The organism is Stenotrophomonas maltophilia, from assembly GCF_025642255.1.
GTDB lineage: Bacteria > Pseudomonadota > Gammaproteobacteria > Xanthomonadales > Xanthomonadaceae > Stenotrophomonas > Stenotrophomonas maltophilia_P.
Genome location: NZ_CP106759.1, coordinates 1,859,926 through 1,885,500, shown reverse-complemented (window position 1 = coordinate 1,885,500; position 25,575 = coordinate 1,859,926). Strand labels below are relative to the sequence as shown.

The 25,575-nt window shown below is 66.5% G+C and carries 21 protein-coding genes; 12 read left to right on the top strand and 9 right to left on the bottom strand.

Annotation, left to right across the window (positions count from 1 at the left end; genetic code table 11):
* Positions 1-17 precede the first annotated feature (17 nt).
* Genes N8888_RS08720 through N8888_RS08710 form a run of 3 tightly spaced genes read left to right on the top strand, consistent with a single transcriptional unit; the run spans position 18 to position 2,553 of the window.
* The gene (locus tag N8888_RS08720) at positions 18-887 is read left to right on the top strand and encodes a CheR family methyltransferase (RefSeq protein WP_053519996.1); all 870 of its coding nucleotides are present in this window, start codon (positions 18-20) and stop codon (positions 885-887) included.
* Entirely contained in the window at positions 884-1,480 is a 597-nt protein-coding gene (gene cheD, locus N8888_RS08715; RefSeq protein WP_053519995.1) for a chemoreceptor glutamine deamidase CheD, read from the top strand. The genes N8888_RS08720 and cheD overlap by 4 nt, the downstream gene beginning before the upstream one ends.
* A complete protein-coding gene (locus tag N8888_RS08710; protein ID WP_111186102.1) occupies positions 1,477-2,553 on the top strand; it encodes a protein-glutamate methylesterase/protein-glutamine glutaminase in 1,077 nt (358 codons plus the stop codon). The genes cheD and N8888_RS08710 overlap by 4 nt, the downstream gene beginning before the upstream one ends.
* Positions 2,554-2,622: 69 nt before the next feature.
* Here the strand turns inward: N8888_RS08710 and acnB are convergent, their stop codons facing one another.
* The 8 genes from acnB to N8888_RS08670 form a co-directional block, all read right to left on the bottom strand.
* Entirely contained in the window at positions 2,623-5,214 is a 2,592-nt protein-coding gene (acnB, locus tag N8888_RS08705) for a bifunctional aconitate hydratase 2/2-methylisocitrate dehydratase (RefSeq protein WP_193396858.1), read from the bottom strand.
* A 51-nt stretch (positions 5,215-5,265) separates the two neighbouring features.
* Positions 5,266-5,664 carry a type II toxin-antitoxin system VapC family toxin gene (locus N8888_RS08700; protein WP_053519993.1) on the bottom strand — a complete coding sequence of 133 codons (399 nt, stop codon included), beginning with the start codon at positions 5,662-5,664 and terminating at the stop codon, positions 5,266-5,268.
* Positions 5,665-5,670: 6 nt separating this feature from the next.
* Positions 5,671-5,895 (bottom strand): AbrB/MazE/SpoVT family DNA-binding domain-containing protein, encoded by a 225-nt coding sequence (locus N8888_RS08695; RefSeq protein WP_053519992.1) that lies wholly within the window; start codon positions 5,893-5,895, stop codon positions 5,671-5,673.
* 122 nt (positions 5,896-6,017) lie between these two features.
* On the bottom strand, positions 6,018-7,454 hold the full coding sequence (locus tag N8888_RS08690) for an OprO/OprP family phosphate-selective porin (RefSeq protein WP_263178128.1): 1,437 nt from the start codon (positions 7,452-7,454) through the stop codon (positions 6,018-6,020).
* A 113-nt stretch (positions 7,455-7,567) separates the two neighbouring features.
* Positions 7,568-8,344: an ABC transporter permease gene (locus N8888_RS08685; protein WP_053519990.1), complete on the bottom strand. Its 777-nt coding sequence runs from the start codon at positions 8,342-8,344 to the stop codon at positions 7,568-7,570.
* Positions 8,328-9,161 carry an ABC transporter ATP-binding protein gene (locus tag N8888_RS08680; protein ID WP_263178126.1) on the bottom strand — a complete coding sequence of 278 codons (834 nt, stop codon included), beginning with the start codon at positions 9,159-9,161 and terminating at the stop codon, positions 8,328-8,330. The genes N8888_RS08685 and N8888_RS08680 overlap by 17 nt, the downstream gene beginning before the upstream one ends.
* Before the next feature lie 13 nt (positions 9,162-9,174).
* Entirely contained in the window at positions 9,175-10,230 is a 1,056-nt protein-coding gene (locus tag N8888_RS08675; RefSeq protein ID WP_053519997.1) for an ABC transporter substrate-binding protein, read from the bottom strand.
* Between the two features lie 77 nt (positions 10,231-10,307).
* Entirely contained in the window at positions 10,308-11,429 is a 1,122-nt protein-coding gene (locus tag N8888_RS08670; RefSeq protein WP_164152603.1) for a 4-oxalomesaconate tautomerase, read from the bottom strand.
* A gap of 109 nt (positions 11,430-11,538) precedes the next feature.
* Between N8888_RS08670 and N8888_RS08665 the strand changes: the two genes are divergently transcribed.
* The 4 genes from N8888_RS08665 to N8888_RS08650 all read left to right on the top strand — a co-directional run bounded on the left by N8888_RS08665 (position 11,539) and on the right by N8888_RS08650 (position 16,987).
* The gene (locus N8888_RS08665; RefSeq protein ID WP_053519987.1) at positions 11,539-12,441 is read left to right on the top strand and encodes a LysR family transcriptional regulator; all 903 of its coding nucleotides are present in this window, start codon (positions 11,539-11,541) and stop codon (positions 12,439-12,441) included.
* A gap of 172 nt (positions 12,442-12,613) precedes the next feature.
* Positions 12,614-15,367: an aconitate hydratase AcnA gene (gene acnA, locus N8888_RS08660; RefSeq protein ID WP_263178124.1), complete on the top strand. Its 2,754-nt coding sequence runs from the start codon at positions 12,614-12,616 to the stop codon at positions 15,365-15,367.
* A gap of 613 nt (positions 15,368-15,980) precedes the next feature.
* A complete protein-coding gene (locus N8888_RS08655) occupies positions 15,981-16,355 on the top strand; it encodes a type II toxin-antitoxin system Phd/YefM family antitoxin (RefSeq protein WP_053520391.1) in 375 nt (124 codons plus the stop codon).
* Complete coding sequence (locus N8888_RS08650; protein ID WP_263178122.1) at positions 16,355-16,987, top strand: ATPase; 633 nt, start codon at positions 16,355-16,357, stop codon at positions 16,985-16,987. The genes N8888_RS08655 and N8888_RS08650 overlap by 1 nt, the downstream gene beginning before the upstream one ends.
* Positions 16,988-17,008: 21 nt before the next feature.
* On the opposite strand, the gene N8888_RS08645 is transcribed toward N8888_RS08650, so the two are convergent.
* Positions 17,009-18,559 (bottom strand): BCCT family transporter, encoded by a 1,551-nt coding sequence (locus tag N8888_RS08645; protein WP_111186107.1) that lies wholly within the window; start codon positions 18,557-18,559, stop codon positions 17,009-17,011.
* A 169-nt stretch (positions 18,560-18,728) separates the two neighbouring features.
* Here N8888_RS08645 and betI point away from each other — a divergent pair, with 169 nt between their 5' ends.
* The 5 genes from betI to N8888_RS08620 all read left to right on the top strand — a co-directional run bounded on the left by betI (position 18,729) and on the right by N8888_RS08620 (position 25,568).
* Positions 18,729-19,319, top strand: coding sequence for a transcriptional regulator BetI (gene betI, locus N8888_RS08640; protein WP_053520388.1), 591 nt, complete (start codon positions 18,729-18,731; stop codon positions 19,317-19,319).
* 40 nt (positions 19,320-19,359) lie between these two features.
* Entirely contained in the window at positions 19,360-20,832 is a 1,473-nt protein-coding gene (gene betB, locus N8888_RS08635) for a betaine-aldehyde dehydrogenase (RefSeq protein ID WP_262218555.1), read from the top strand.
* Positions 20,833-20,920: 88 nt separating this feature from the next.
* On the top strand, positions 20,921-22,603 hold the full coding sequence (betA, locus tag N8888_RS08630) for a choline dehydrogenase (protein WP_053520386.1): 1,683 nt from the start codon (positions 20,921-20,923) through the stop codon (positions 22,601-22,603).
* A gap of 213 nt (positions 22,604-22,816) precedes the next feature.
* Positions 22,817-24,493, top strand: a complete 1,677-nt coding sequence (locus N8888_RS08625; RefSeq protein ID WP_065175618.1) for a long-chain fatty acid--CoA ligase — start codon at positions 22,817-22,819, stop codon at positions 24,491-24,493.
* 205 nt (positions 24,494-24,698) lie between these two features.
* Positions 24,699-25,568 (top strand): diffusible signal factor synthase RpfF, encoded by an 870-nt coding sequence (locus N8888_RS08620; protein ID WP_053520223.1) that lies wholly within the window; start codon positions 24,699-24,701, stop codon positions 25,566-25,568.
* Positions 25,569-25,575: the final 7 nt, after the last annotated feature.

The following is a 25,575-nucleotide window of genomic DNA, read 5'->3' as shown; positions in this document are numbered from 1 at the left end:
GGCCACCGCCCACGCCGATGGACACGTCCCCCGTGCATAGTCCCAGCCCCATCGTCACCGGTCCGCGCGAGTTCGAGTTCGCCGACCGCGATTTCCGCCGTGTCTGCGACCTGATCTACCAGCGGGTGGGCATCGCCCTCGCGCCCGCCAAGCGCGACATGGTCTATGGCCGCCTGTCGCGTCGCCTGCGCACACTCGGCATGCGCAGCTTCCAGCAGTACCTGGACCATCTGGAACAGGAGGGCGGTGACGAATGGCAGGCGTTCACCAACGCCCTGACCACCAACCTCACCTCCTTTTTCCGTGAGCCCCACCATTTCGACAAGCTGCGCGAGGAACTGCGGCAGCGCTCCGGCCACGCCCCGCTGCTGCTGTGGTCCTGCGCCGCGTCCACCGGCGAGGAACCCTACTCCATGGCGATCACCGCGTGCGAGGCGTTCGGCAGCCTGAAGCCGCCGGTCCGCATCATCGCCACCGATGTCGACACACAGGTCCTGGCCACCGCAGGCCGTGGCGTGTACGCCATCGACCGCGTCGCCAGCCTCGATCCGGAGCTCCGCCGCCGGTATTTCCAGCGTGGCAGTGGCCCCAACGAGGGCCAGTGCCGGGTGCTGCCCGCACTGCGCGAACTGATCGAGTTCCGCCCGCTGAATCTTCTTGCCCCGCGCTACGACGTTGGCGGCCCGTTCGATGCGCTGTTCTGCCGCAACGTGATGATCTATTTCGACAAGCCGACCCAACGCGCCATCCTCGGCCGGCTGGTGCAGCATCTCACCGATGATGGACTGCTCTACACCGGCCACTCGGAGAACTACCTGCACGCGGCCGATCTGATCCAGCCCTGTGGCCGCACCCTGTACCGCCGCGCGCAGGGGGCCGGGGCATGAACGCCTCGCTGCGCACCGACGAGGTGATGCGCTACCAGGACGCGCGCTTCCAGACCCTCGCCGCCAAGCTGTTGCCGACCCAGTACCTGGTGGTCGACGACACCACTGCGCTGACCACCACGCTGGGCTCCTGCGTGGCTGCGTGTCTGCGCGATCCGGTGCTGAAGATAGGCGGCATGAACCATTTCCTGCTGCCGGAAGGCAATGCCGGTGACGGCGCGCCTGCACGCTACGGCAGCTATGCGATGGAGCTTCTCATCAACGACATGCTCAAGCGCGGCGCGCACCGCAAGCGCCTGGAAGCCAAGGTGTTCGGCGGCGCCAACGTGCTCAAGGGTTTCACCAGCAATCCAGTAGGAACCCGCAACGCCGAGTTCGTGCGCCAGTACCTGCAGGCCGAGCACATTCCGATCATCGCCGAAGATCTGTGCGGCATCCATCCACGCAAGATCTGGTTCTTTGCCGATACCGGGCGCGTGGTCGTGCAGCGCCTGCCACATGCCCACGAAGCGGAAGTGGCCGCCACCGAATCGGCAGTGCGTGCCCGTCTGTCCAGGGCCCCGGTCACCGGTGGCGTGGAGCTGTTCGAATGACCCTGACCGGCAACGCCCCCTGCCGGGTCCTGATCGTGGACGACTCCGCCGTCGTGCGGCAGATGCTGACCGAAATCCTCTCCAGCGATCCGGCCATCGACGTGGTCGGCACCGCCGCCGATCCGCTGCTGGCACGCGAGAAGATCAAGCGCCTCGCTCCGGACGTGATCACCCTGGACGTGGAGATGCCGCGCATGGACGGGCTGGCCTTCCTGGAAAACCTGATGCGCCTGCATCCCTTGCCGGTGGTGATGATCTCTTCGCTGACCGAGCGGGGGGCCGACACGACCCTGCAGGCGCTGGCACTGGGTGCCGTGGATTTCGTTTCCAAGCCGAAGCTCGATGTGGCGCGCGGACTGCAGGGCTATGCCGAAGAAATCATCGGCAAGGTGAAGATGGCCGCACGCTCGCGGGTGCGTCCGCTGCTGCGGGCTGCGGCACCGAAACTCACCCTGGATGCGGCACCGGCATCGCGCCCGGTGGCACCACAGTTCCGCACCACCGACCGCCTGATCGCGATCGGTTCGTCAGCCGGTGGCACCGAAGCCCTGCGCGTGGTGCTGGAAGGCCTGCCCGCCGATGCACCGGCGGTGGTTATGACCCAGCACCTGCCGGCCAGCTTCAGCAGCGCCTTCGCCGAACGCCTCGACCGGCATTCGGCGATGGCCGTGCGCGAGGCCAGCGACGGCGAAGCCGTGCTGCCCGGCCATGCCTATCTGCCGCCGGGCGGCAGGCACCTGCGGATCATCCGCGATGGTGCGCGCTGGCGTTGCCGCGTCGATGACGGCCCAGCCGTGAACCGGCACAAGCCTGCGGTCGATGTGCTGTTCCGTTCGGTGGCCCAGAGTGCCGGCGGCAATGCCATCGGCGCCATTCTCACCGGCATGGGCGATGACGGCGCGCGCGGCCTGCTGGAAATGCGCCAGGCAGGCGCTCCGACGCTGGTGCAGGATGAAGCCACCAGTGTGGTCTGGGGCATGCCCGGCGCCGCGTTCAAGCTCGGCGCGGCCGAGGAACAGGTGCCGCTGGAACGGATCGCCGAGCGCCTGCTCGCCCTCGCCCGCGGGCAATAGCGACGAACGCACGCTCCGCACTGCATGAAAAAACCCCCGGCTTTCGCCGGGGGTTTTCGTTTCAACGCATCAGGCGGCGACCGTATTGGCCACGTCCTGGTACTCCTCGATCTGGTCGAAGTTCATGTAGCGGTAGATCTCGCTGCCGCTGGCGGCGATCACGCCGACGTCGGCCATGTACTCTTCCTTGGTCGGGATGCGGCCCAGACGCGAGCAGATCGCGGCCAGCTCGGCCGAACCCAGGTACACGTTGGTGTTGCGGCCCAGACGGTTCGGGAAGTTGCGGGTCGAGGTCGACATCGCGGTGGAGCCTTCGCGGATCTGGGCCTGGTTGCCCATGCACAGCGAGCAGCCCGGCATTTCCATGCGCGCGCCGGTCGCACCGAAGGTGCCGTAAACGCCTTCCTTGGTCAGCTCGGAGGCGTCCATCTTGGTCGGCGGGGCCACCCACAGACGGGTCGGCAGGTCGCGCTTGCCTTCCAGCAGCTTCGCGGCCGCACGGAAGTGGCCGATGTTGGTCATGCACGAACCGATGAACACTTCGTCGATCTTGGCGCCGGCCACTTCGGACAGGGTCTTCACGTCGTCCGGATCGTTCGGGCAGGCCACGATCGGCTCGTGGATGTCGGCCAGGTCGATCTCGATGACGGCAGCGTACTCAGCGTCGGCGTCCGGCTCCAGCAGCTGCGGGTTGGCCAGCCAGGCTTCCATCTTCTCGATGCGACGCTGCAGCGAACGCGGATCCTGGTAACCCTCGGCAATCATCCACTTCAGCAGGGTGATGTTGCTGGTCAGGTACTCGATGATCGGTTCCTTGTTCAGGCGCACCGAGCAACCGGCGGCCGAACGCTCGGCCGAGGCGTCGGAGAGCTCGAATGCCTGCTCGACCTTCAGCTCCGGCAGGCCTTCGATTTCCAGGATGCGGCCGGAGAAGATGTTCTTCTTGCCAGCCTTGGCAACCGTCAGCAGGCCCGACTTGATCGCGTACAGCGGAATCGCGTTGACCAGGTCACGCAGGGTCACGCCCGGCTGCATCTGGCCCTTGAAGCGCACCAGCACTGATTCCGGCATGTCCAGCGGCATCACGCCGGTAGCGGCGGCGAAGGCCACCAGGCCCGAGCCGGCCGGGAACGAAATGCCCACCGGGAAACGGGTGTGCGAGTCGCCGCCGGTGCCGACGGTGTCGGGCAGCAGCATGCGGTTGAGCCAGCTGTGGATCACGCCGTCGCCCGGACGCAGCGAGATGCCACCGCGGGTGGAGATGAACTCCGGCAGCGTGTGGTGGGTCTTCACGTCCACCGGCTTCGGGTACGCGGCGGTGTGGCAGAACGACTGCATGACCAGGTCGGCCGAGAAGCCCAGGCAGGCCAGGTCCTTCAGCTCGTCGCGGGTCATCGGGCCGGTGGTGTCCTGCGAGCCCACCGAGGTCATCTTCGGTTCGCAGTAGGTGCCCGGGCGCATGCCCTGGCCTTCCGGCAGACCGCAGGCGCGGCCGACCATCTTCTGCGCCAGCGAGAAGCCCTTGCCGGTGTCGGCCGGCTGCACCGGCAGGCGGAACAGAGTGGTCGGGGCCAGGCCCAGCGCTTCGCGCGCCTTGCCGGTCAGGCCACGGCCGACGATCAGCGGAATGCGGCCGCCGGCACGCACTTCGTCGAACAGCACTTCGGACTTCACTTCGAACTCGGCGATCACTTCGCCGTTCTTCAGTGCCTTGCCGTCATACGGACGCAGCTCGACAACGTCGCCGTGCTCCATCTTCGAGACATCCAGCTCGATCGGCAGCGCGCCGGCATCTTCCATGGTGTTGTAGAAGATCGGGGCAATCTTGCCGCCCAGGCACACGCCACCGGCGCGCTTGTTGGGGATGTAGGGGATGTCGTCGCCGGTCCACCACAGCACACTGTTGGTGGCCGACTTGCGCGAAGAGCCGGTGCCGACCACGTCGCCGACGTAGGCCACCAGGTGACCCTTGTCCTTCAGCGACAGGATCTGCTGGATCGGGCCGCGCTTGCCGTCTTCTTCCGGAGTGAACGGCGCGTCATCGCGCTTGTTCTTCAGCATCGCCAGTGCGTGCATCGGAATGTCAGGACGGGTGGTGGCGTCCGGCGCCGGCGACAGGTCGTCGGTGTTGGTCTCGCCCGGCACCTTGAACACGGTGATGGTCAGGCTCTGCGGCACTTCCGGCTTGCTGGTGAACCACTCGGCGTCGGCCCAGCTCTGCAGCACGGCCTGGGCATTGGCATTGCCGGCCTTGGCCTTGTCCTGCACGTCGTGGAACGCATCGAACACCAGCAGGGTGTTCTTCAGGCCGTCGGCGGCGATGGTGCCGACGCTGGCGTCGTCCAGCAGCTGCACCAGCGGGGCCACGTTGTAACCGCCCAGCATGGTGCCCAGCAGCTCGGTGGCGCGCTCGCGGCTGATCAGCGGGTTCTGCTCGCTGCCCAGCGCGATCGCGGCCAGGTACGAGGCCTTGACCTTGGCGGCGTCGTCCACGCCGGCCGGCACACGGTGGGTCAGCAGGTCGAGCAGGAACTCGGCCTCGCCCGCCGGCGGGTTCTTCAACAGTTCAATGACGTCTGCCGTCTGCTGGGCGGTCAGCGGCAGCGGCGGGATGCCAAGCGCGGCGCGCTCGGCTACGTGGTGGCGATAGGCTTCCAACATGACAACTCCCGGGTAATGCGGTTATGGAACAGTGAAAGGAATGCAACGGGCTCAGGCGTGCGGCACGATCAGCTTCAGGCCCTTGAAGTAGTCGCGGTAAAACGTGTCGTTCCAGGTGATGAGCCCGTCGCACTGCAGCAGTGCATGGGCCCCCACCATGAAGTCGTCCAGGCTGCGGCGCTGGGTACCACGCTGGCGGTGGCGGCGATGCATCTCGCCGGCGCGCAATGCCGATTTGGCTTCCAGCGCGTTGAAGTGGACGCCCATCTCTTCCAGCGCTTCCAGCACCTCGGCCCCGCCACGCAGGCTGGCGCAGACTTCGGCCAGGGTCGCCCCGCACACCACCACCTTGCCGCCGACCAGGCTCTGCCGCAGGCAGGCCTCGACGGCGTCGGCCTGCGGGCCATTGCTCAGCAGTTCGACCAGCACAGGGGAATCGACGGCGATCATCACGGCTTAGTCCTCGTCGCGCACCGCGCGTACGGCGGCGTCGGCGGAATCAAAGCCGTCCAGCGCGAACTTGCCGCGCGCCCGTGAAATCGCGTCGTCGACACTCTTGCGCAGAATGATGCGGCTGCCGTCCAGTTCGACCTTGAGCTGGGTGCCCTTGGTCAGGCCCAGGGCGTCACGCACAGCCTTGGGCAGGGTGATCTGACCGCGTTCGGCGACAGTGGCTTCCATGGGTAGGCCCTCTTCGGTATGTACGAATTATACATACTCAAGGCGTCATACCGCCAGCCGCCCCCCCCTTACGGCAATGCCGGCACGTGGCCGGCATTGTCCGTTCAGCTTGATGCCTTCACTCAGAACGCAACCTGCAGCCGGGTATTGACCGTCGTGCCCTCGTCCTTGCCGCGCACCGTACCGGTGGGGTTGTCGGTCTGCCAGCGGATCACGTCGAGCATCACCCGGCTGTAGTCGTTGAGATACCAGTTGGCACCCACCGTCCACGCATGTCCGGTGCCGCCGGTCGGCAGTTCCGAGTAGTCCACGTCTTCGTAGCGCGCACGCAGCTCCCATGCGCCCCGCCCGCCACGGGTGACCGGATCGGCCACCTTGACCCGGCCCCAGGTGCCGGTCTTGCCCGAGTACGCCGGGCTGGCCCCGCCAAGGAACCAGCCGGCGGAAATCGCCCAGGCCTGGTGATCGAGGTCGTAACGGCCGCTGGCATCGGCACCGCGCAGGTTGCGCGTACCCCACTCGCCCGTGGCCCAGCCCTGGCCAAAGAAGCCCGCCGCCTCCACACCGTAGGCGGTGCTGCGATCGGTGCCGACCAGCGTGCCCGGTGTGATCTTGACCAGATCGTTGAAGTGGCCGGCAATGGCGGAGCTGCGCAGCACGCCCGAGGAGCCTGCGGCGATCTCTTCGTGGAACGCCCACGCCCCCAGATGCACGGTCGCGGCCTTGCTGTCGATCGGGTTCCAGTGGACGCGGGTGGCCCAGGTCTGGCTGTCGTTGTTGTCACCGGCATTGTTGAGGTCGTTGCCGGCCACTGACAGGCTGGCGTGCCAGCCCTTTCCGTACACGCGCTCGGTGAGGCCGACGCCAAACAGGCCCCGCTGCGGCAGCATCAGCGTGCCCACCACGTTGCGGTCCGGGAACGGCGTGTTGGAGGTGCTGCTGGAGCCATCGATGCCGCGGTCGTTGAGGCGGTTGCCCACGGTGAGGTCGGCAGGCAGGCCGAACAGCCTGTGGTCCACAGTGGCATACACCGACTTCCACGCCACCTCGTTGTCAGCGAAGTCGCCCTCCACCACCCAGCCGAGCGTGCCGTAGCGGCCCTCCGCGCCCAGGCGCACCGAACGGATCTCGGTACCGGAGATGTTGCGGTCGCTGCTGGACGAGCCGTCGGTGCTGGAGCCGTCCACGAACAGACGACCGCGCGGGCGGAAGATCACGTTGCCGTCAGCGCTGCTGAATTCCGGCGCGCCCTTCGACCACGACACCTTCGGCGCCTTGGACTGCTGGGTTTCCAGCGCCGCAACACGGGTTTCCAGGGCAGGCGCAGGAGGGGCAGCCGCCGCGTTGCCGGCGGTCGTACCGACGCCTTCCAGCGCATCCAGTCGCGACTGCAGTTGCTGGATCTGCTGCGCCTGCTGCTGCACCAGCGCGGCAAGTTCGGCCTGGCTCAGCGGGGCCGGTGGGGCTGTGGCGGCCTGTGCTCCGGCATGGCCGCTGGCCAGCAGCAGGCCAAGGGCGACCGTCAGCGCTGCACGCGGCAGCACGGGATGGCTATGCATGGTGTTCTCTCCAGCCAGCCGGCCCCCTGGCCTGGCGCTGGCCCGTTGCGATGATGCGGGGGAATTACGGAAGGGCGCGCCGCCGGATCATTCCAGCGGCGCGCCAGGCAGGCTCAGCTGGTGGCCTGGGCCTGGGCGTTTGGACGCCAGGTGATGAGCTTGTTCTCGACCACGTCGAGCAGTGCATCGATGACCAGCACGAAGGCGGCCAGGATGATGATGCCGGCGAACACGCCCACGGCATTGAAGTTGCCTTCTGCCTGCGCGATCAGGTAACCCAGGCCCGCCGAGGCACCCAGGTATTCGCCGATGATCGCGCCGACCACGGCAAAGCCCACCGAGGTGCGCAGCGAGGACAGGATCCAGCTCGCCGCCGCCGGGAAGTACACGTGACGCAGCAGGTCACTGCGGCTGGCGCCGAGAATGCGGGCATTGGCCAGCACCACCGGGTTCACTTCGCGCACGCCCTGCATGGCATTGAAGAACGTGGTGAAGAACACCAGCGTCACCGCCAGTGCCACCTTCGACCACAGACCCAGGCCCAGCCACAGCACGAAGATCGGCGCCAGCACCACGCGCGGGATGGCATTGAAGCCCTTGATGAAGGGATCGAGGATGCGCGCCGAGCGCCGGCTCAGGCCCAGCCACACACCGCCTGCAACGCCCAGCCCGGTACCGATGAGGTAGCCCAGCGCGGTTTCGGTCAGGGTGATGTACACGTGCTGGTAGAACGAGGTATCCGACAACCAGTTCCACGCCTGCTGGGCGATGGCCGTGGGCGCGGGGAAGAAGAACGGGTCGATCCAGCCCAGCGCGATGCCGCCTTCCCAGCCACCGAACACGGCGATGACCAGTGCGATCTGGATGAAACGGTCAGTCCTGGCGTGCATAGCTCTTCTCCACTTCGCCGCGCAGGCAGGCCCAGATGTCGCGGTACAGGCCGGTAAAACGTTCGTCGAGCTTGATCTCGGCAACGTTGCGGGGGCGTTCCAGGTCCACATCGAAGCTGCGCACCACGCGGCTTGACGGACCCGAGGACAGCACCACCACGCGGTCGCCCAGCGCGATGGCCTCTTCCAGGTCGTGGGTGATCAGGATCACCGAGCGACGGTCTTCCTGCCACAGCCGCAGCAGTTCGTTCTGCATCAGATGGCGGGTGTGGATGTCCAATGCCGAGAACGGCTCGTCCATCAGGATCACCTTGGGCTCCACGATCAATGCCTGTGCCATCTGCACGCGCTTGCGCTGGCCGCCGGAGAGCTGGTGCGGATAGCGGTGCTCGAAGCCGGTCAGGCCGACCTTGGCCAACCAGGTGGTGACCTTCTGCCGGCGCTCGGCTTCATCGACGCCGCGGAACTTCAGGCCCAGTTCCACATTCTGGAAGGCGGTCTTCCACGGCAGCAGCGCGTCCTGCTGGAACAGGTAGCCGACGGACGCCTGCACGCCATTGACGGCGCGTCCGTCGATGCTCACGTCACCGGCGCTGGGCTTGAGCAGGCCCGCCACGGAATTGAGGATGGTGCTCTTGCCGCACCCGGTGGGACCGACGATGGCGAGGAACTCGCCATCACCGACCTGGATATCGACATCGCGCACGGCGGTGAAGTCACCGAAGGACATGGTCACCTTGTTGATGGCGACCATGGTCTGTGCGGGCTCCAGCTGCGGTGCGCCATTGAACTGGCGCACGGTGGCATTGAGGGCCATGGGTTATCTCCGCTTACGGTTGGGTTGCCTGCGTCGCGGCGCTGGCGCGCTCGACGAAGGCATTGGTGTAGGTCCGGGACAGGTCAATGTCCGCGTTGGCCACGTCCTTGTTGAACTCGCGCAGCACCTTCAACGGCGTTTCCAGGTCCGCGGGCGTGAAGTGGCCATCGGTGGTGAAGATGGCGCGGGCGTTCTCCACGGCGCGCGCGTAGGTGGCGCGGTCGCCGGAGACGTAGCTGTCCGGCAGCGCAGCGACGATGTCCTCGGCACTGTTGTCGGCGATGAACTTCAATGCCATCTGCTCGGCGCGGGCGATCTTCTCGGCTGCTTCGGGACGTGCTTCCAGGAAGCTGCGGTTGGCGTACATCACCGAGGTGGGATAGAGACCGCCGTACACCTGGCGTGCCCCCTCGTCGCTGCGCGCATCAATGATGATCCTGCCGACCTTGCGCTCGGTGATCAGGGTCGCGGCCGGATCGTAGTTGACCAGCAGGTCGATCTTGCCCTGCTCGAGCGCCGCCACCGCCGCCGCACCAGAACCCACGCCGATCAGCGAGATGCTGTCCACCGGGATGTCGTGCTGGGCCAGGAAGTGGCGCACGAAGAAGTCCGATGACGAACCCGGGGCGGTAATGCCGATCTTCTGGCCCTTGATGGTCTGCGGGCGCGCCGGATCGAAGCTGGCATCCTCGCGGCCGGCCATCACCAGGCCCGAATTGCGCGACAGCAGCACGAAGCCGACCACGTCCTTGTGCTTGGCCTGCATCTGGATGGTGTGGTCGTAGAAGCCGACCGCCACGTCGGTCGAGTTGGCGACCAGGGCCTGCAGCACCTTGGAGCCGCCCTGCGCGAAGTTCTCGGTCTTCACCTGCAGGCCGACGTCCTTGAAGTAGCCCTTGGCGTCGGCGATGAAGAACGGCAGGTTGTTGAGGTTGTAGGAACCGACGCTGATCCGCACCGGCGCATTGTCGCCGCCGGGCGCCGAGGCCCCGCTGGCATCGTCTTTGCCGCAACCGGACACGGCCAGGCTCGCCGCGCACAGCGCGGCCATGAAGAACTGCTTGTACATCATCCCTCCCAGGAGTGAAGCATCTGCGTTGTAGTGGCCTGGCCACGCGCATCTGCGCGGCCCCGACCGGTTTCAGGTCATGCCGCTGAGGTCCATTGGCGGGCTTCGGTGGAATGGGTTTCGGCAGTGGCAGGCGAAGTCGCGAACACGCGCCCTTCGAACAGGCGGCGCGCGGTACGGACCACGCTGGCAACGACCGGCGCATCGTCCGAGCTGCGGCTCAGGCCCACTTCCAGCAGGCCGCTCGGATGTTCGAGGGTAATGCTGCCCGGCATCGGCAGGCATCCGACGAAAGTGTTGGCCAGGGTGCCGGGCGTGACTGCGGCGGTGGCCAGACCGACCGCGCCGGTGATGGCAAGCGCGGTGTGGCATTGGTGGGGCATGAAGTAGCGCACCTGCAGGTCGCCGCCCTGCTGCGGTGCGGAAAGCAGCACTGGCTTGGGAATCACCTTGCTGCCCGCGTCTGCGATGCCCATGCGCGTACCCGCCTCGATGCGCATCGCTTCCAACCGCGCCAGCAGCGCATGATCCGCGTTCAGTTCCGCCGGCGAGGCGTCACCGCGGACACCCATATCGGCCGCGCGCACCATCATCATCGGCATCGCGCAATCCACCAGGCTGACGGCGATGCCGTCGATCATATCCTGCGGCCGCCCACTGGGCAGCAGCCGGCCGGTACGTGCACCGGCCGCATCGAGAAAGGCCAGGCGGACCGGCGCGGCAGCGCCAGGCGCGCCCGCGATACGCGTGTCGCCCCGGTAGGCCACCTGGCCGTTCGGGGTTTCCACCGTGGCCACGATCAACTTGCCGGTGTTGACGTTGTGGATGCGCACTTCGGTGCGCGGGTGGCGCGCAGGAACCAGTCCGCGTTCGATCGCGAAGGGACCGACCGCCGCCAGCATGTTGCCGCAGTTGGGGGTGGTATCCACCACCCGCTGCTCGACCCGGACCTGCGCGAACAGATAGTCGACATCGGCATCGGCGCGGCTGGCGGGGCTGACGATCGCCACCTTGCTGGTCAGCGCATTGCCACCGCCGATGCCATCGATCTGCAGCGGATGGCCCGAGCCCATCACCTCCAGCAGCAGCTGGTCACGCAGGCCGGCGTCGGCCGGCAGGTCCGAGGCCAGGAAGAACGGCCCCTTGGACGTGCCGCCACGCATGAGGACGCAGGGGATACTGAGCAGATCGTTCGACATACGTGTGCTAGATTGATGCGTATAGGGGATGAATGACCCCTCTGTGATTCGATACTGGCATGAGCCGGATTGATCTGTGAATTGCTGATTTTTGGATGATTGATACCGTATGAGCATCAATTGCGAAATCCTCGATCTGCGCGCGTTCCTGCTCGTCGCCGAGACGCGCAGCTTCCATCGCGCCGCTGAAACCCTGCACGTCTCGCAGCCCGCGCTCAGCCGCCGGATCCAGAAGCTGGAGCAGGCCGTCGGCTCACCGCTGCTCGAACGCACCACCCGCAGCGTCAGCACCACCGCGGTCGGCGAGAACCTGCTGCCGCTGGTACGGCGCATGCTGGAGGAATTCGATGGTTCGCTGTTCTCGCTGCGCGGGCACGACGACACGCGCGGCGCCACGGTCACCATCGCCTGCCTGCCCACCGCGGCGTTCTACTTCCTGCCCAGTGTCATGGCACGCTTCCACGACGCGCATCCGCACGTCCGCTTCCGCATCCTCGACATTCCCGCCACCGAGGGGTTGCAGGCAGTGGAACGCGGCGAAGTGGAGTTCGGCATCAATTTCATGGGTGCCAACGATCCCAACCTGGATTTCGATGTACTGGCCGAGGACCCGTTCGTGCTGGCCTGCCGCCGCGATCATCCGCTGGCCCGCAAGCGCCGCGTGGAATGGGCCGATCTTGCCCAGCACCAGCTGATCACCGTGCATCGCACCAGTGGCAACCGGACCCTGCTCGATGGCGCCCTCGCCCGTGAGAACCTGAAGCTGAGCTGGCATTACGAAGTGACCCACCTGTCCACCTCCCTGGGCATGGTCGAGGCCGGGATCGGCGTGTCGGTGCTGCCGAAGATGGCGACCCCGGACGGCGACCATCCCATCCTGGTGACCCGGCCGATCGGCAATCCGGTGGTCTCGCGCACCATCGGCATCGTGCGCCGCCGTGGTGCCCTGCTCTCGCCCACGGCCGAACGCTTCCTGCAGATGCTGATGAGCCAGTGGCGGGGCAAGCCGTGACATCGGCACTACATACAGCCATGTAACCTTGCGTCCTGCGCCGAGGACGTTCCCGGCCGCGCCGGCTCCGCCATACTGGCGGGGATCCGGTGGCGGAGAGCCCCGGCATACGCAAGCAGGTCCGTCCATGCACGGGCCACTGCAAGCCATCCGCAAGAAGGAGTCATCCCGCATGAGCGATTCGTTCTCCACCCGCAGCCAGCTGGACGTCGGCGGCAAGACCTACGACTACTTCAGCCTGCCCACACTGGGCCAGCGCTTCGACATCTCCCACCTTCCCTACTCGATGAAGATCCTGCTGGAGAATCTGCTCCGGCACGAAGACGGCGGCGTCACCGTCGGCAAGGAGCACATCGAGGCCGTTGCCCGCTGGAGCCCGGCGGCCGAGCCGGACACCGAAATCGCCTTCATGCCCGCGCGCGTGGTCCTGCAGGACTTCACCGGCGTACCGTGTGTCGTCGATCTGGCCGCCATGCGCGATGCGGTGGTCAAGCTGGGTGGCAAGCCGGAACAGATCAACCCGCAGATCCCTTCGGAACTGGTGATCGACCATTCGGTACAGGTCGATGTGTTCGGCAAGCCGGACGCGCTCGATCTCAATGGCAAGATCGAATTCCAGCGCAACCAGGAACGCTACGGGTTCCTGCGCTGGGGCCAGAAGGCGTTCGACAACTTCAAGGTGGTGCCGCCCAACACCGGCATCGTCCACCAGGTGAACCTGGAGAACCTGGCCCGCGTGGTGATGACCGCGGACAAGGATGGCAGGGCCGTGGCCTACCCGGACACCGTGTTCGGTACTGACAGCCACACCACGATGATCAACGGCATCGGCGTGCTTGGCTGGGGCGTGGGCGGCATCGAAGCCGAAGCGGCCATGCTGGGCCAGCCGTCGTCAATGCTGATCCCGCAGGTGGTCGGCTTCAAGCTCACCGGCCGGCTGCCTGAGGGCGCCACCGCCACCGACCTGGTGCTGACCGTCACCCAGATGCTGCGCAAGCTGGGCGTGGTCGGCAAGTTCGTCGAATTCTATGGCGATGGCCTGCAGCACCTGCCACTGGCCGACCGCGCCACGATCGGCAACATGGCACCGGAATACGGCGCCACCTGCGGCATCTTCCCGATCGACGCCGAATCACTGAACTACCTGCGCCTGTCCGGTCGCAGCGAAGAACAGATCGAACTGGTCGAGGCCTACGCCAAGGCGCAGGGCCTGTGGCACGAACCGGACAGCCCCCATGCCCAGTACAGCACCACGCTGGAGCTGGACATGGGCACGGTGAAGCCGTCGCTGGCCGGACCGAAGCGCCCGCAGGACCGCGTGCTGCTGGAAGACGTGCAGAAGAACTACCGCGAAGCCCTGGTCGGCCTGACCAGCAACCGCGACAGGCGCAGCGACGATGTGGCCTCCTTCCTCAACGAGGGCGGCGGCACCGCGGTCGGCAACGAACAGCTGGCCAAGGGCTTCGCCGACATCGAGATCGAAGGCCGGAAGGTCCGCCTGAAGGATGGCGCGGTGGTCATCGCCGCGATCACCTCCTGTACCAACACGTCCAACCCGGCGGTGATGATCGGTGCCGGCCTGCTGGCGCGCAACGCGGCGGCCAAGGGCCTGGATCGCAAGCCCTGGGTGAAGACTTCGCTGGGCCCAGGCTCGCGCGTGGTCACCGACTATCTGGAAAAGGCCGGGGTGCTGAAGGAGCTGGAGAAGATCGGCTTCTACGTGGTCGGCTACGGCTGCACCACCTGCATCGGCAACTCCGGCCCGCTGCCGACCGAGGTCAGTGCCGGCATCGCCGCCGGTGACCTGGTGGTGACCTCCGTGCTGTCGGGCAACCGTAATTTCGAAGGCCGCGTGCATCCCGAAGTGAAGATGAACTACCTGGCCAGCCCGCCACTGGTGGTCGCCTACGCCATCGCCGGCACCACCGACATCGATCTGACCACCCAGCCGCTGGGCACCGGCAGCGACGGCCAGCCGGTCTACCTGCGCGACATCTGGCCGAGCAACAAGGAAATCGGCGATGTCATCGCCGCCACCATCGGCCCGGAGATGTTCAAGCAGAACTACGCCGACGTGTTCAAGGGCGATACGCGCTGGAACACCATCGCCTCGCCGGACGGCAATCTGTACGAGTGGAGTGATGACTCCACCTACATCAAGAACCCGCCGTACTTCGATGGCATGACCATGCAGACCGGCAGCATCGACGACGTGCATGGCGCGCGCGTGATGGGTCTGTTCGGCGACTCGATCACCACCGACCATATCTCGCCGGCCGGCAACATCAAGAAGGATTCGCCCGCGGGGCGTTACCTGCAGGCCCGGGGCGTGCAGCCCGCCGACTTCAACAGCTACGGCAGCCGCCGCGGCAATGATGACGTGATGGTCCGCGGCACCTTCGCCAACATCCGCATCAAGAACCTGATGTTCGGCGGCGAGGAGGGTGGCAACACCCTGTACTACCCGGCCGGCGGTGGTCAGCCGGAGAAGCTGGCGATCTACGACGCGGCAATGAAGTACAAGGCCGACAAGGTGCCGCTGGTCGTGCTGGCCGGGAAGGAGTACGGCACCGGTTCGTCGCGCGACTGGGCCGCCAAGGGCACCCTGCTGCTGGGCGTGAAGGCGGTCATCGCCGAGAGCTTCGAACGCATCCACCGCTCCAACCTGGTCGGCATGGGCGTGCTGCCGCTGCAGTTCCGCAATGGTGAGAACGCGCAGTCGCTGGGGCTGGATGGCTCGGAAGTCATCGATATCACCGGCCTGGAAGACGGTGCCAGCAAGCGCGCCGCGGTCACCGCGACCCGGGCCGATGGCACGCAGAAGCGCTTCGAGGTGTCGGTGATGCTGCTGACACCGAAGGAAGTGGAATACTTCCGCCACGGCGGCCTGCTGCAGTACGTGCTGCGTCAGCTGGCTGCCCGCTGACCCGGCGCGCGGCATCCGGCAGGCGGAAGCCCGGCCCCGGCGTCACCGCCGGGGCGCTGCGGAGGCGCGCGAACCGGTGGTTCGCAACCGCGCCTCCTCGCCCACCACGGCGGCCTGCTGCAGTACGTGCTGCGTCAGCTGGCTGCCCGCTGACCCGGCGGGCGGCATCCGGCGGGCGGAAGCCCGGCCCCGGCGTTACCGCCGGGGCGCTGCGGAGGCGCGCGAACCGGTGGTTCGCAACCGCGCCTCCTCGCCCACCACGGCGGCCTGCTGCAGTACGTGCTGCTTCAGCTGGCTGCCCGCTGACCCGGCGCGCGGCATCCGGCGGGCGGAAGCCCGGCCCCGGCGTCACCGCCGGGGCGCTGCGGAGGCGCGCGAACCGGTGGTTCGCAACTGCGCCTCCTCGCCCACCACGGCGGCCTGCTGCAGTACGTGCTGCGTCAGCTGGCTGCCCGCTGACCCGGCGCGCGGCATCCGGCGGGCGGAAGCTCGGCCCCGGCGTCACCGCCGGGGCCGAATCGCCCATGAATCATATTTTTGATATTTTTCACCATTCATGCAATTTGCATGAAACAGGCGTAAGGTGATCGCACAGGTCCCCTGGAGCACCGCCATGCTGCACGCCCCCGTCCGCTTCGACCCGATCAACGAGCTGACCCACACCACCGCCTCGTCGGTGAAGGAACATTGGCGCAAGGTCATGCAGGAAGTGCGCGACCAGCACATGGTGGTGGTCACCAATCACAACGAACCGCAGGCGGTGATCGTTTCCATCGAGCAGTACCGCGCGCTGCAGGCCAAGGTCGAAGCGCTGGAAAGCTCGCTGGAGGAACTGCGTGGGCAGGACCCGGCCCTGGCGGATCTGCGTGCCGGCTTCGACCAGCGCCTGGCGGTGCTGCAGCACGCCCAGGCCGGTGATGCCGCACGCGCACTGCTGCGTCGCCCTGCCCGCCTGAAGGGCCAGGTCAAGGCGGGCACGGGCCACTGATGCCACGCCCGTTCCTGTATGTGCTTGCCGGCGTCAATGGCGCCGGCAAGAGTTCGGTGGGTGGCCACGTGCTGCGCGAAGCCGGCCTGGAATGGTTCAACCCCGATACGTTCGCCCGCGGGCTGCGCGAGCGGGCCGGCCTGGACCCCATGGAGGCCAATGCCGAAGCCTGGCAGGAGGGTGTCAACCGTATCCGCGACGCCCTGGATCACGCCCGCAACCATGCCTTCGAGACCACGCTGGGGGGCAACTCGATCACCGCCCTGCTGCGTGAGGCCAGCCGCACCCATGACGTGCTGATGTGGTTCTGTGGACTGTCCAGCCCGGAGCAGCACATCGCCCGGGTACGCGCACGGGTGCAGGCCGGTGGCCACCCCATTTCCGAAGTCGACATCCGCCGCCGCTGGCCGCTGGCGCAGCAGAACCTGATCGGGCTGATGCCGGTGCTGGCGCAGCTGCAGGTCTACGACAACAGCGCCGACGCCGCGCCGGGCGAGGCCGTGCCCGATCCACAGCTGCTGCTGCAGATGGAGGACGGCCACCTGCAATGGCCGGCCGCCGATGACCTGCGGCAGCTGCAGCGCACGCCCCCATGGGCGACAGCTCTGCTGGAAGCCGCCCTGCGCCTGTAATGCCAAGGGCCGGCAGTGCGCTCAGCGCCGCGGCGCGTCCGGATCGGTGCGCAATGCGCGCAGCAGGCCCAGCATGTAGAACGCCAGGGTGAACGAGAACGGTAGACCGCACAGGACCACGGCCGTCTGCATCGCGCTGAAGTTGCCCGCCAGCAGCAGGCCGATGCTGGCCACGGTGATGCCCACCGCCCAGAACACGCGCAGCCAGATCGGCGCATCGTGACCATCCTCCACCCCGTCGTCGACACGGCGGGTGCACAGGTTGGCGATCATCAGCGTGCCCGAATCGACCGGGGTCAGGAACAGTACGAAACCGATCACCACTGCGGCACCGGCTACATAGGGTGCGCCGGGCAGGTACTCCAGCAGCTTGAACAGGGTCATCGCTGCATCGTGCTGCGCCACCTGCCCCAGCACCGCCTGGCCATGGTTGAGCACCAGGTCGATGGCGGTGTTGCCGAAGATCGACAGCCACGCCAGCGTGAAGCCGAGCGGTATCAACAGCACGCCCATCACTACCTCGCGGATGGTGCGGCCGCGCGAGATGCGTGCCACGAACAGGCCCACGAACGGCGCCCAGGCGATCCACCACGCCCAGTAGAACAGCGTCCAGGAACCCATCCAGGCGCGGCCCTGCGGATCGTTGAGATACATGTCGAAGCTCTTGCGCACGAATGCGCCGAGATAGTCGCCCGTGTTCTGCACCAGGCCATCGAACAGATGCAGGGTCGGGCCGGTAACCAGCACGAACAGCAACAGCGCGCACAACAGGCGCACGTTGAGGTTGGACAGCCAGGCGATGCCCTTCTCGACCCCCGCCACTACGCCGATGGTGGCCACCACCATCATCACCAGCACGATCGCGACCAGCACCTGCGGTGTGTCCGGGATGTGGAACAGATAGACCAGGCCGGACTGCACCACCAGCGCACCGATGCCGAGATTGGTGACCATGGAGATCAGCGTGGCGAGAATGCCGAAGCCATCGACCATGTCGCCGATGCGGCCATGGATGCGCTCACCGAAGATCGGATACAGCGCCGAGCGCAATGCCAGCGGCAGGTTGCGGCGATAGGCGAAATAGCCCAGCGCCACCCCGACCAGCGCGTACAGCGCCCAGCCATGCAGGCCCCAGTGCAGGAAGGTCAGCACCATCGCCTCGCGCCCGGCCGCCACCGTGCCGCCCGGCTGGCCCGGCGGGTTGAGGAAATGGTCCAGCGGCTCGTAGGCACCGTAGTACAGCAGTGCGATACCGATACCCGCCGAGAACAGCATCGACACCCACGCGACGTAGCCGAAGGCCGGCGATTCCTCGTTGTGGCCCAGGCGGATACGGCCATAGGGCGAGAACGCCAGCCACAGCACGAATCCCAGGCACAGCACGACCAGCAGCATGTACCACGCGCCGAACGCAGCCGAGACCTCGGCCTGCGCCCATTGCAGCCAGTGCTCGCTGGCATCGGGATAGAGGACGGTGAGCAGCCCGAGAATGCCGATCGACACCGAGGAGCTGAGGAAGACAAAGCGGTTCAAGCGCAGGGGCGAACGCTTGGGATGAGCCTGGGAAGACATGGGATCGTCTCATCAGTCCGAAGGAGCACATGGGCGGGGCCGGACCGGGAAACCGGGCCCATGGCGTGGGGCGCGAGCGCATCCTAGGGTTTATTGATTGAACGTTCAATCAATAAAAAGCATAATGATGGCCAACCCGACGCCTCGGGTCGCAATCCGTGGAGAGACAATGCCGAAGAAGGGCGTGGAGCCGGTCCGTCGCGAACAGTTGATCCGGGCCACTTTCCAGACCATCGACGAAATGGGCATGGCCGATGCCACCGTCGCCACCATCGCCAGGAAGGCCGGGCTGTCCAGCGGCATCGTCGCCCATTACTTCGGCGACAAGGACGGCCTGCTCAACGCTGCGATGCGGCAGATCCTGCGCGAACTGCGGGACGCGGTCGCCCGCTGCCGGGCCGGGGTGGGCGACGATCCCCGCGACCAGCTGCGCGCCATCGTCGATGGCAACTTCGATGACAGCCAGATCAATGGCACCGCGATGCGTGTCTGGCTCACCTTCTGGGCCGCGAGCATGCACCAGCCGGAACTGGCGCGCCTGCAGCACGCCAACGACCAGCGCCTGTTCTCCAACCTGTGCCACCAGTTCAACCGCGTGCTGCCACGCCCACAGGCACGCCTCGCCGCCCGCGGCCTGGCCGCGATGATCGATGGCCTCTGGCTGCGCGGCAGCCTGGTCGGCGGCGCCTTCGATGCTGACAAGGCCCGACGCATCGCCTACGGCTACATCGACTTCCAGTTGCAGGCCGACGCGCTATAAGCGCTTTCAGCTTCCCGCCCCCTTTCGAGGAGTACGCCCCATGACTACCCTGCCCGTCCAACAGCTCTACATCCATGGCCGCCGGGTCGATGCCACCAGCGGCAAGACCTTCGCCACGGTCAACCCCGCCACCGGTGAGGTCATCGCCGAGGTGCAGGTCGCCAGCCAGGCCGACGTCGAACGCGCCGTCGAAAGCGCCACCGAAGGCCAGAAGGCATGGGCGGCAATGACCGCCATGGAACGTTCGCGCATCCTGCGCCGCGCCGTGGAGATCCTGCGCGAGCGCAATGACGAACTGGCCCGCCTGGAAACGCTCGATACCGGCAAGGCGCTGGCGGAAACCACCACGGTGGACATCGTCACCGGCGCCGATGTGCTGGAGTATTACGCTGGCCTGGCGACCGCCATCGAAGGCATCCAGCTGCCGCTGCGCGAATCCAGCTTCTTCTACACCCGCCGTGAACCGCTGGGCGTGGTCGCCGGCATCGGTGCCTGGAACTACCCGATCCAGATCGCCCTGTGGAAGTCGGCGCCGGCACTGGCCGCCGGCAATGCGATGGTGTTCAAGCCGTCCGAGGTCACGCCGCTGACCGCCCTCCGGCTTGCCGAGATCTACACCGAAGCCGGCGTGCCGGCCGGCGTGTTCAATGTCGTGCAGGGCCCCGGTCGCGAAATCGGCAACTGGCTCACCGAACATCCGGTGATCGAGAAGATCTCCTTCACCGGCGGCGTGGCCACCGGCAAGAAGGTGATGGCTGCAGCCGCCTCCTCCTCGCTGAAGGAAGTGACCATGGAACTGGGCGGCAAGTCGCCGCTGGTGATCTGCGATGACGCCGATCTCGACCGCGCCGCCGACATCGCGGTGATGGCCAATTTCTTCAGCTCCGGCCAGGTGTGCACCAATGGCACCCGCGTGTTTGTGCCGCGCGGCATGCTGGCCGCGTTCGAGGCCGCCGTGGTCGAGCGCGTCAAGCGCATCCGCATCGGCGATCCGATGGCCGCGGACACCAACTTCGGCCCGCTGACCAGCTTCCCGCACATGGAGAACGTGCTGCGCTACATCGAAAGCGGCAAGACCGAAGGCGCGCGCCTGCTGATCGGCGGCGGCCGTGCCACCGACGGCACGCTGGCCCAGGGCGCCTATGTGCTGCCGACCGTGTTCTCCGACTGCCGCGACGACATGACCATCGTCAAGGAAGAGATCTTCGGGCCGGTCATGAGCATCCTTGCCTATGACAGCGAAGATGAAGTGGTCCGCCGCGCCAACGACACCACCTTCGGCCTCGCCGCCGGCGTGGTCAGCAAGGACATCAGCCGCGCCCACCGCATCATCCATCGCCTGGAAGCCGGCATCTGCTGGATCAACACCTGGGGCGAATCGCCAGCCGAAATGCCGGTGGGTGGCTACAAGGAGTCCGGTGTCGGCCGCGAGAACGGCCTCTCGACCCTGGGCCACTACACCCGCATCAAGTCGGTGCAGGTCGAACTGGGCGACTACGCCAGCGTGTTCTGAGCCGCGCCCCTCGTCCGGCCACCGCGCCGATCCGACATTCCGCCGGGACGCCTGTTTGCAGCGTGTCCCGGCCTGAAGGAGAACAACCATGAGCACCCATAACGAGTACGACTACATCATCATCGGCGCCGGCTCGGCCGGCAACGTGCTGGCCACCCGCCTGACCGAAGATGCCGATGTGAGCGTACTGCTGCTGGAAGCGGGTGGCCCGGACTACCGGCTCGACTTCCGCACCCAGATGCCGGCGGCGCTGGCGTTTCCGCTGCAGGGCAAGCGCTACAACTGGGCCTACAAGACCGATCCAGAGCCCTTCATGAACAACCGCCGCATGGACTGCGGCCGTGGCAAAGGCCTGGGCGGTTCGTCGCTGATCAACGGCATGTGCTACATCCGCGGCAACGCGATGGACTACGACAACTGGGCGAGCATGCCCGGCCTGGACGACTGGACCTATCTGGACTGCCTGCCCTACTTCCGCAAGGCCGAGACCCGCGACATCGGCCCGAACGATTACCACGGGGGCGATGGCCCGCTGCGGGTGACCACCCCCAAGGCCGGCAACAACGAACTATTCGCAGCCATGGTTGAAGCCGGCGTGCAGGCAGGCTATCCGCGCACCGATGACCTCAACGGCTACCAGCAGGAAGGCTTCGGCCCGATGGACCGCACGGTCACGCCGAAGGGCCGCCGCTCCAGCACCGCCCGCGGCTATCTGGATCTGGCCAGGCCGCGCCCGAACCTGACCATCGTCACCCACGCGCTGACCGACCGCATCCTGTTCTCCGGCAAGCGCGCGGTGGGCGTGCAGTGGCTGCGCAACGACCAGCCGCAGCGTGCCACTGCCCGCCGCGAGGTGCTGCTGTGCGGCGGCGCCATCGCCTCGCCACAGATCCTGCAGCGCTCCGGCGTGGGCCCGGCCGATCTGCTGCGCAGCCTCGACATCGACCTGGTGCATCACCTGCCGGGCGTCGGCGCCAATCTGCAGGATCACCTGGAGATGTATCTCCAGTACGAATGCAAGAAGCCGGTCTCGCTGGCGCCGGCGCTGAAGCTGTACAACCAGCCGGCAATCGGCGCTGAATGGCTGTTCCTGGGCACCGGTATCGGCGCCAGCAACCAGTTCGAAGCCGGCGGCTTCATCCGCAGCGATGCCGAGTTCGACTGGCCCAACCTGCAGTATCACTTCCTGCCGGTGGCCATCAACTACAACGGGTCCAATCCGATCAAGGCACACAGCTTCCAGATGCATGTCGGCTCGATGCGCTCGCCCAGCCGGGGCCGCATCCATGTCCGCTCCAAGGATCCGCGCGAGCATCCGAGCATCCTGTTCAACTACATGTCGCACGACCAGGACTGGCGCGAGTTCCGCGCGGCGATCCGCATCACCCGCGAGATCTTCGCGCAGCCGGCACTGGCTCCATACAGCGGCCGCGAGATTTCGCCGGGCAGTGCACTGCAGACCGATGCGCAGATCGACGCGTTCGTCCGTGAGCATGCTGAAACGGCATACCACCCGTCCTGCTCCAACAAGATGGGCCACGCCGATGATCCGATGGCGGTGGTGGACGGCCAGGGCCGCGTGCATGGCCTGGAGGCCCTGCGCATCGTCGACGCCTCGATCATGCCGCAGGTGGTGACCGGCAATCTCAACGCGCCGACCATCATGATCGCCGAAAAGCTCGCCGACGTGATCCGCGGCCGTGCGCCGCTGCCCCGCAGCACCGCGCCCTACTACAAGGCCAATGGTGCGCCGGTGCGCAGGCAGGGCTGAGCACCGCACGCACCCTGAAACACCCGCCGGGCATGGCCCAGCGCTGCCAGCTCGGTGGCGCGGGGCCATGCCCGGCGGCATTTGACGCGATCGCACAGGCCGTCGCGCGATGCCCTCTTCGCGTTTCCCCTACGGCGGGGTATGCTGCAATGACCGGCCGCTGTCAGTACGCTCAGGGTCGGACCCAACAATCACGATTCCTGGAGGGGGAATATGAGTCTGGATCGTCCCTGGCTGCAGAGCTATCCGAAAGGCGTTCCCGCCGAGATCGACGTCAACGAGTTCCATTCGGTAGCCTCCGTCTTCGACGCCTCCGTCGCCAAGTACCGCGACCGCCCCGCCTACTCCAGTTTCGGCAAGGTCCTCACCTATGGCGAGACCGATGCGCTGGTTGACCAGTTCGCGGCCTACCTGCTGGGTGAGCTCAAGCTCAAGAAGGGCGACCGCGTCGCCCTGATGATGCCCAACTGCCTGCAGTACCCGGTCGCCACCTTCGGCGTGCTGCGTGCGGGCCTGACCGTGGTCAACGTCAACCCGCTGTATACCGCACGCGAACTCAAGCATCAGCTGGTCGACGCCGGCGCCTCGGTGCTGGTGGTGGTCGACAACTTCGGCGACACCGTCCAGCAGGTCATCGCCGACACGCCGGTCAGGCAGGTGGTCACCACCGGCCTGGGCGATCTGCTCGGCGCGAAGGGCGCGATCGTCAACTTCGTGCTGAAGTACGTCAAGAAGATGGTGCCCAACTATCACGTGAAGGGTGCCATCCGCTTCAAGCAGGCACTCAAGCTCGGCAGCCGCCACACCCTGCCCGAGGTCGAGATCGACCACGACGACGTGGCGTTCCTGCAGTACACCGGCGGCACCACCGGCGTGGCCAAGGGCGCGATGCTGACCAACCGCAACCTGATCGCCAACATGCAGCAGGCCTCGGCATGGCTGTCGACCTCCGGCATCGAGCCGGGCAAGGAAGTGATCATCACCGCGCTGCCGCTGTACCACATCTTCGCGTTGACCGCGAACGGTCTGGTCTTCATGAAGTTCGGCGGCTGCAATCATCTGATCACCAATCCGCGCGACATGAAGGGCTTCGTCAAGGAGCTCAAGGGCACGCGCTTCACCGCCATCACCGGCGTCAACACGCTGTTCAACGGTCTGCTCAATACGCCCGGTTTCGATGAGATCGATTTCTCGTCGGTGAAGTTCACCCTGGGCGGCGGCATGGCGGTGCAGCGCGCTGTGGCCGAGCGCTGGAAGAAGGTTACCGGGGTGACGTTGGTCGAGGCCTACGGCCTGACCGAAACCTCGCCGGCCGCCTGCATCAACCCGCTTACCCTGCCGGAGTACAACGGCTCCATCGGCCTGCCGATCCCGTCCACCGATGCGTGCATCAAGGACGACAACGGCAACATCCTGCCGCTGGGTGAAGTGGGCGAGCTGTGCATCAAGGGCCCGCAGGTGATGAAGGGCTACTGGCAGCGCCCCGAAGAGACCGCCCAGGCGATCGACAGCGACGGCTGGCTGCATACCGGCGACATGGCGAAGATGGATGAACGGGGTTTCTTCTACATCGTCGACCGCAAGAAGGACATGATCCTGGTGTCCGGCTTCAATGTGTATCCGAACGAAGTCGAAGACGTCATCGCGATGATGCCGGGCGTGCTGGAAGTGGCCGCGGTCGGCGTGCCGGACGAGAAGTCCGGCGAAGTGGTCAAGGTGGTGATCGTGAAGAAGGATCCGAACCTGACCGCCGAAATGGTCAAGGAGCATGCCCGGGCAAATCTGACCGGTTACAAGCACCCGCGCATCGTGGAGTTCCGCAAGGAACTGCCGAAGACCAATGTCGGCAAGATACTCCGTCGCGAGCTGCGCGATACGCCCGCACAGTAAGGGTTTCCACGGTTCGACGCAGCTCAGGGCCCCGCCGGCGACGGCGGGGCCCTTTTCGTTGGCGGCCAGCACGGGCGGCGGCCGCTTGCAGGCGGTTCACGAGCGGTGCATAGAATCACTCGCCACCGCACGTTCCGCCCACTCCCTCACATTCCATCTCTCCGTCCGCTCTGCGGTTGGCCGGACGGTCACTCGGAGAACACCCATGTCTGCAGTACGCCCCATCATCACCCGTCCGTCGCAGCACCCGACCCTGCGCATCACCGAGGAAACCGAACGGGATGTCTACTGGATCCACATGCATGCCAACCTGGTCAACCAGCCGGGCCGCCCGTGCTTTGCCTCACGCCTGGTAGACGACATCGTCGACTATCAGCGTGAACTGGGAGACCGTCTCAGTGCCGCCCACGTTCTCTCGCCTCACGTGGTCCTGGCCTCCGATAGTGACGTATTCAACCTGGGCGGCGACCTGGAACTGTTCTGCCGGCTGATCCGCGAGGGCGACCGTGCCCGCCTGCTCGACTATGCGCAGCGCTGCGTGCGCGGCGTGCATGCGTTCCACGCCGGGCTGGGCGCACGCGCCCACAGCATCGCGCTGGTCCAGGGCAATGCACTGGGCGGCGGCTTCGAGGCCGCGCTGAGCTGCCATACCATCGTCGCCGAAGAAGGCGTGCTGATGGGACTGCCGGAGGTGCTGTTCGACCTGTTCCCGGGCATGGGCGCCTACTCCTTCCTGTGCCAGCGGGTCAGCCCGCGGCTGGCCGAGAAGATCATGCTGGAGGGCAACCTCTTCACCGCCCGGCAGTTGAAGGACATGGGCCTGGTGGATGTCGTCGTGCCGGTGGGCGAAGGCGTTGCGGCGGTCGAACAGGTGATCCGGGACAGCCGGCGCATTCCGCACGCCTGGGCGGCCATGCGCGAAGTGAACGAGATCGCCACCATGGTGCCGCTGCACGAAATGATGCGCATCACCGAGATCTGGGTCGACACCGCCATGCAGTTGGGCGAGAAGTCGCTGCGGACCATGGACCGGCTGGTCCGCGCCCAGGCCCGCCGCAATGGCGAGGCGGGCTGACAGACCT

Coding starts and splice junctions, on each gene's coding strand:
- N8888_RS08690 (WP_263178128.1), bottom strand. CDS start 7,454: ATGCATAGCCATCCCGTGCTGCCGCGTGCAGCGCTGACGGTCGCCCTT.
- acnB (WP_193396858.1), bottom strand. CDS start 5,214: ATGTTGGAAGCCTATCGCCACCACGTAGCCGAGCGCGCCGCGCTTGGC.
- acnA (WP_263178124.1), top strand. CDS start 12,614: ATGAGCGATTCGTTCTCCACCCGCAGCCAGCTGGACGTCGGCGGCAAG.
- N8888_RS08625 (WP_065175618.1), top strand. CDS start 22,817: ATGAGTCTGGATCGTCCCTGGCTGCAGAGCTATCCGAAAGGCGTTCCC.
- N8888_RS08710 (WP_111186102.1), top strand. CDS start 1,477: ATGACCCTGACCGGCAACGCCCCCTGCCGGGTCCTGATCGTGGACGAC.
- betI (WP_053520388.1), top strand. CDS start 18,729: ATGCCGAAGAAGGGCGTGGAGCCGGTCCGTCGCGAACAGTTGATCCGG.
- N8888_RS08685 (WP_053519990.1), bottom strand. CDS start 8,344: ATGCACGCCAGGACTGACCGTTTCATCCAGATCGCACTGGTCATCGCC.
- N8888_RS08620 (WP_053520223.1), top strand. CDS start 24,699: ATGTCTGCAGTACGCCCCATCATCACCCGTCCGTCGCAGCACCCGACC.
- cheD (WP_053519995.1), top strand. CDS start 884: ATGAACGCCTCGCTGCGCACCGACGAGGTGATGCGCTACCAGGACGCG.
- N8888_RS08655 (WP_053520391.1), top strand. CDS start 15,981: ATGCTGCACGCCCCCGTCCGCTTCGACCCGATCAACGAGCTGACCCAC.
- betB (WP_262218555.1), top strand. CDS start 19,360: ATGACTACCCTGCCCGTCCAACAGCTCTACATCCATGGCCGCCGGGTC.
- N8888_RS08650 (WP_263178122.1), top strand. CDS start 16,355: ATGCCACGCCCGTTCCTGTATGTGCTTGCCGGCGTCAATGGCGCCGGC.
- N8888_RS08645 (WP_111186107.1), bottom strand. CDS start 18,559: ATGTCTTCCCAGGCTCATCCCAAGCGTTCGCCCCTGCGCTTGAACCGC.
- N8888_RS08670 (WP_164152603.1), bottom strand. CDS start 11,429: ATGTCGAACGATCTGCTCAGTATCCCCTGCGTCCTCATGCGTGGCGGC.
- N8888_RS08675 (WP_053519997.1), bottom strand. CDS start 10,230: ATGTACAAGCAGTTCTTCATGGCCGCGCTGTGCGCGGCGAGCCTGGCC.
- betA (WP_053520386.1), top strand. CDS start 20,921: ATGAGCACCCATAACGAGTACGACTACATCATCATCGGCGCCGGCTCG.
- N8888_RS08700 (WP_053519993.1), bottom strand. CDS start 5,664: ATGATCGCCGTCGATTCCCCTGTGCTGGTCGAACTGCTGAGCAATGGC.
- N8888_RS08695 (WP_053519992.1), bottom strand. CDS start 5,895: ATGGAAGCCACTGTCGCCGAACGCGGTCAGATCACCCTGCCCAAGGCT.
- N8888_RS08720 (WP_053519996.1), top strand. CDS start 18: ATGGACACGTCCCCCGTGCATAGTCCCAGCCCCATCGTCACCGGTCCG.
- N8888_RS08680 (WP_263178126.1), bottom strand. CDS start 9,161: ATGGCCCTCAATGCCACCGTGCGCCAGTTCAATGGCGCACCGCAGCTG.
- N8888_RS08665 (WP_053519987.1), top strand. CDS start 11,539: ATGAGCATCAATTGCGAAATCCTCGATCTGCGCGCGTTCCTGCTCGTC.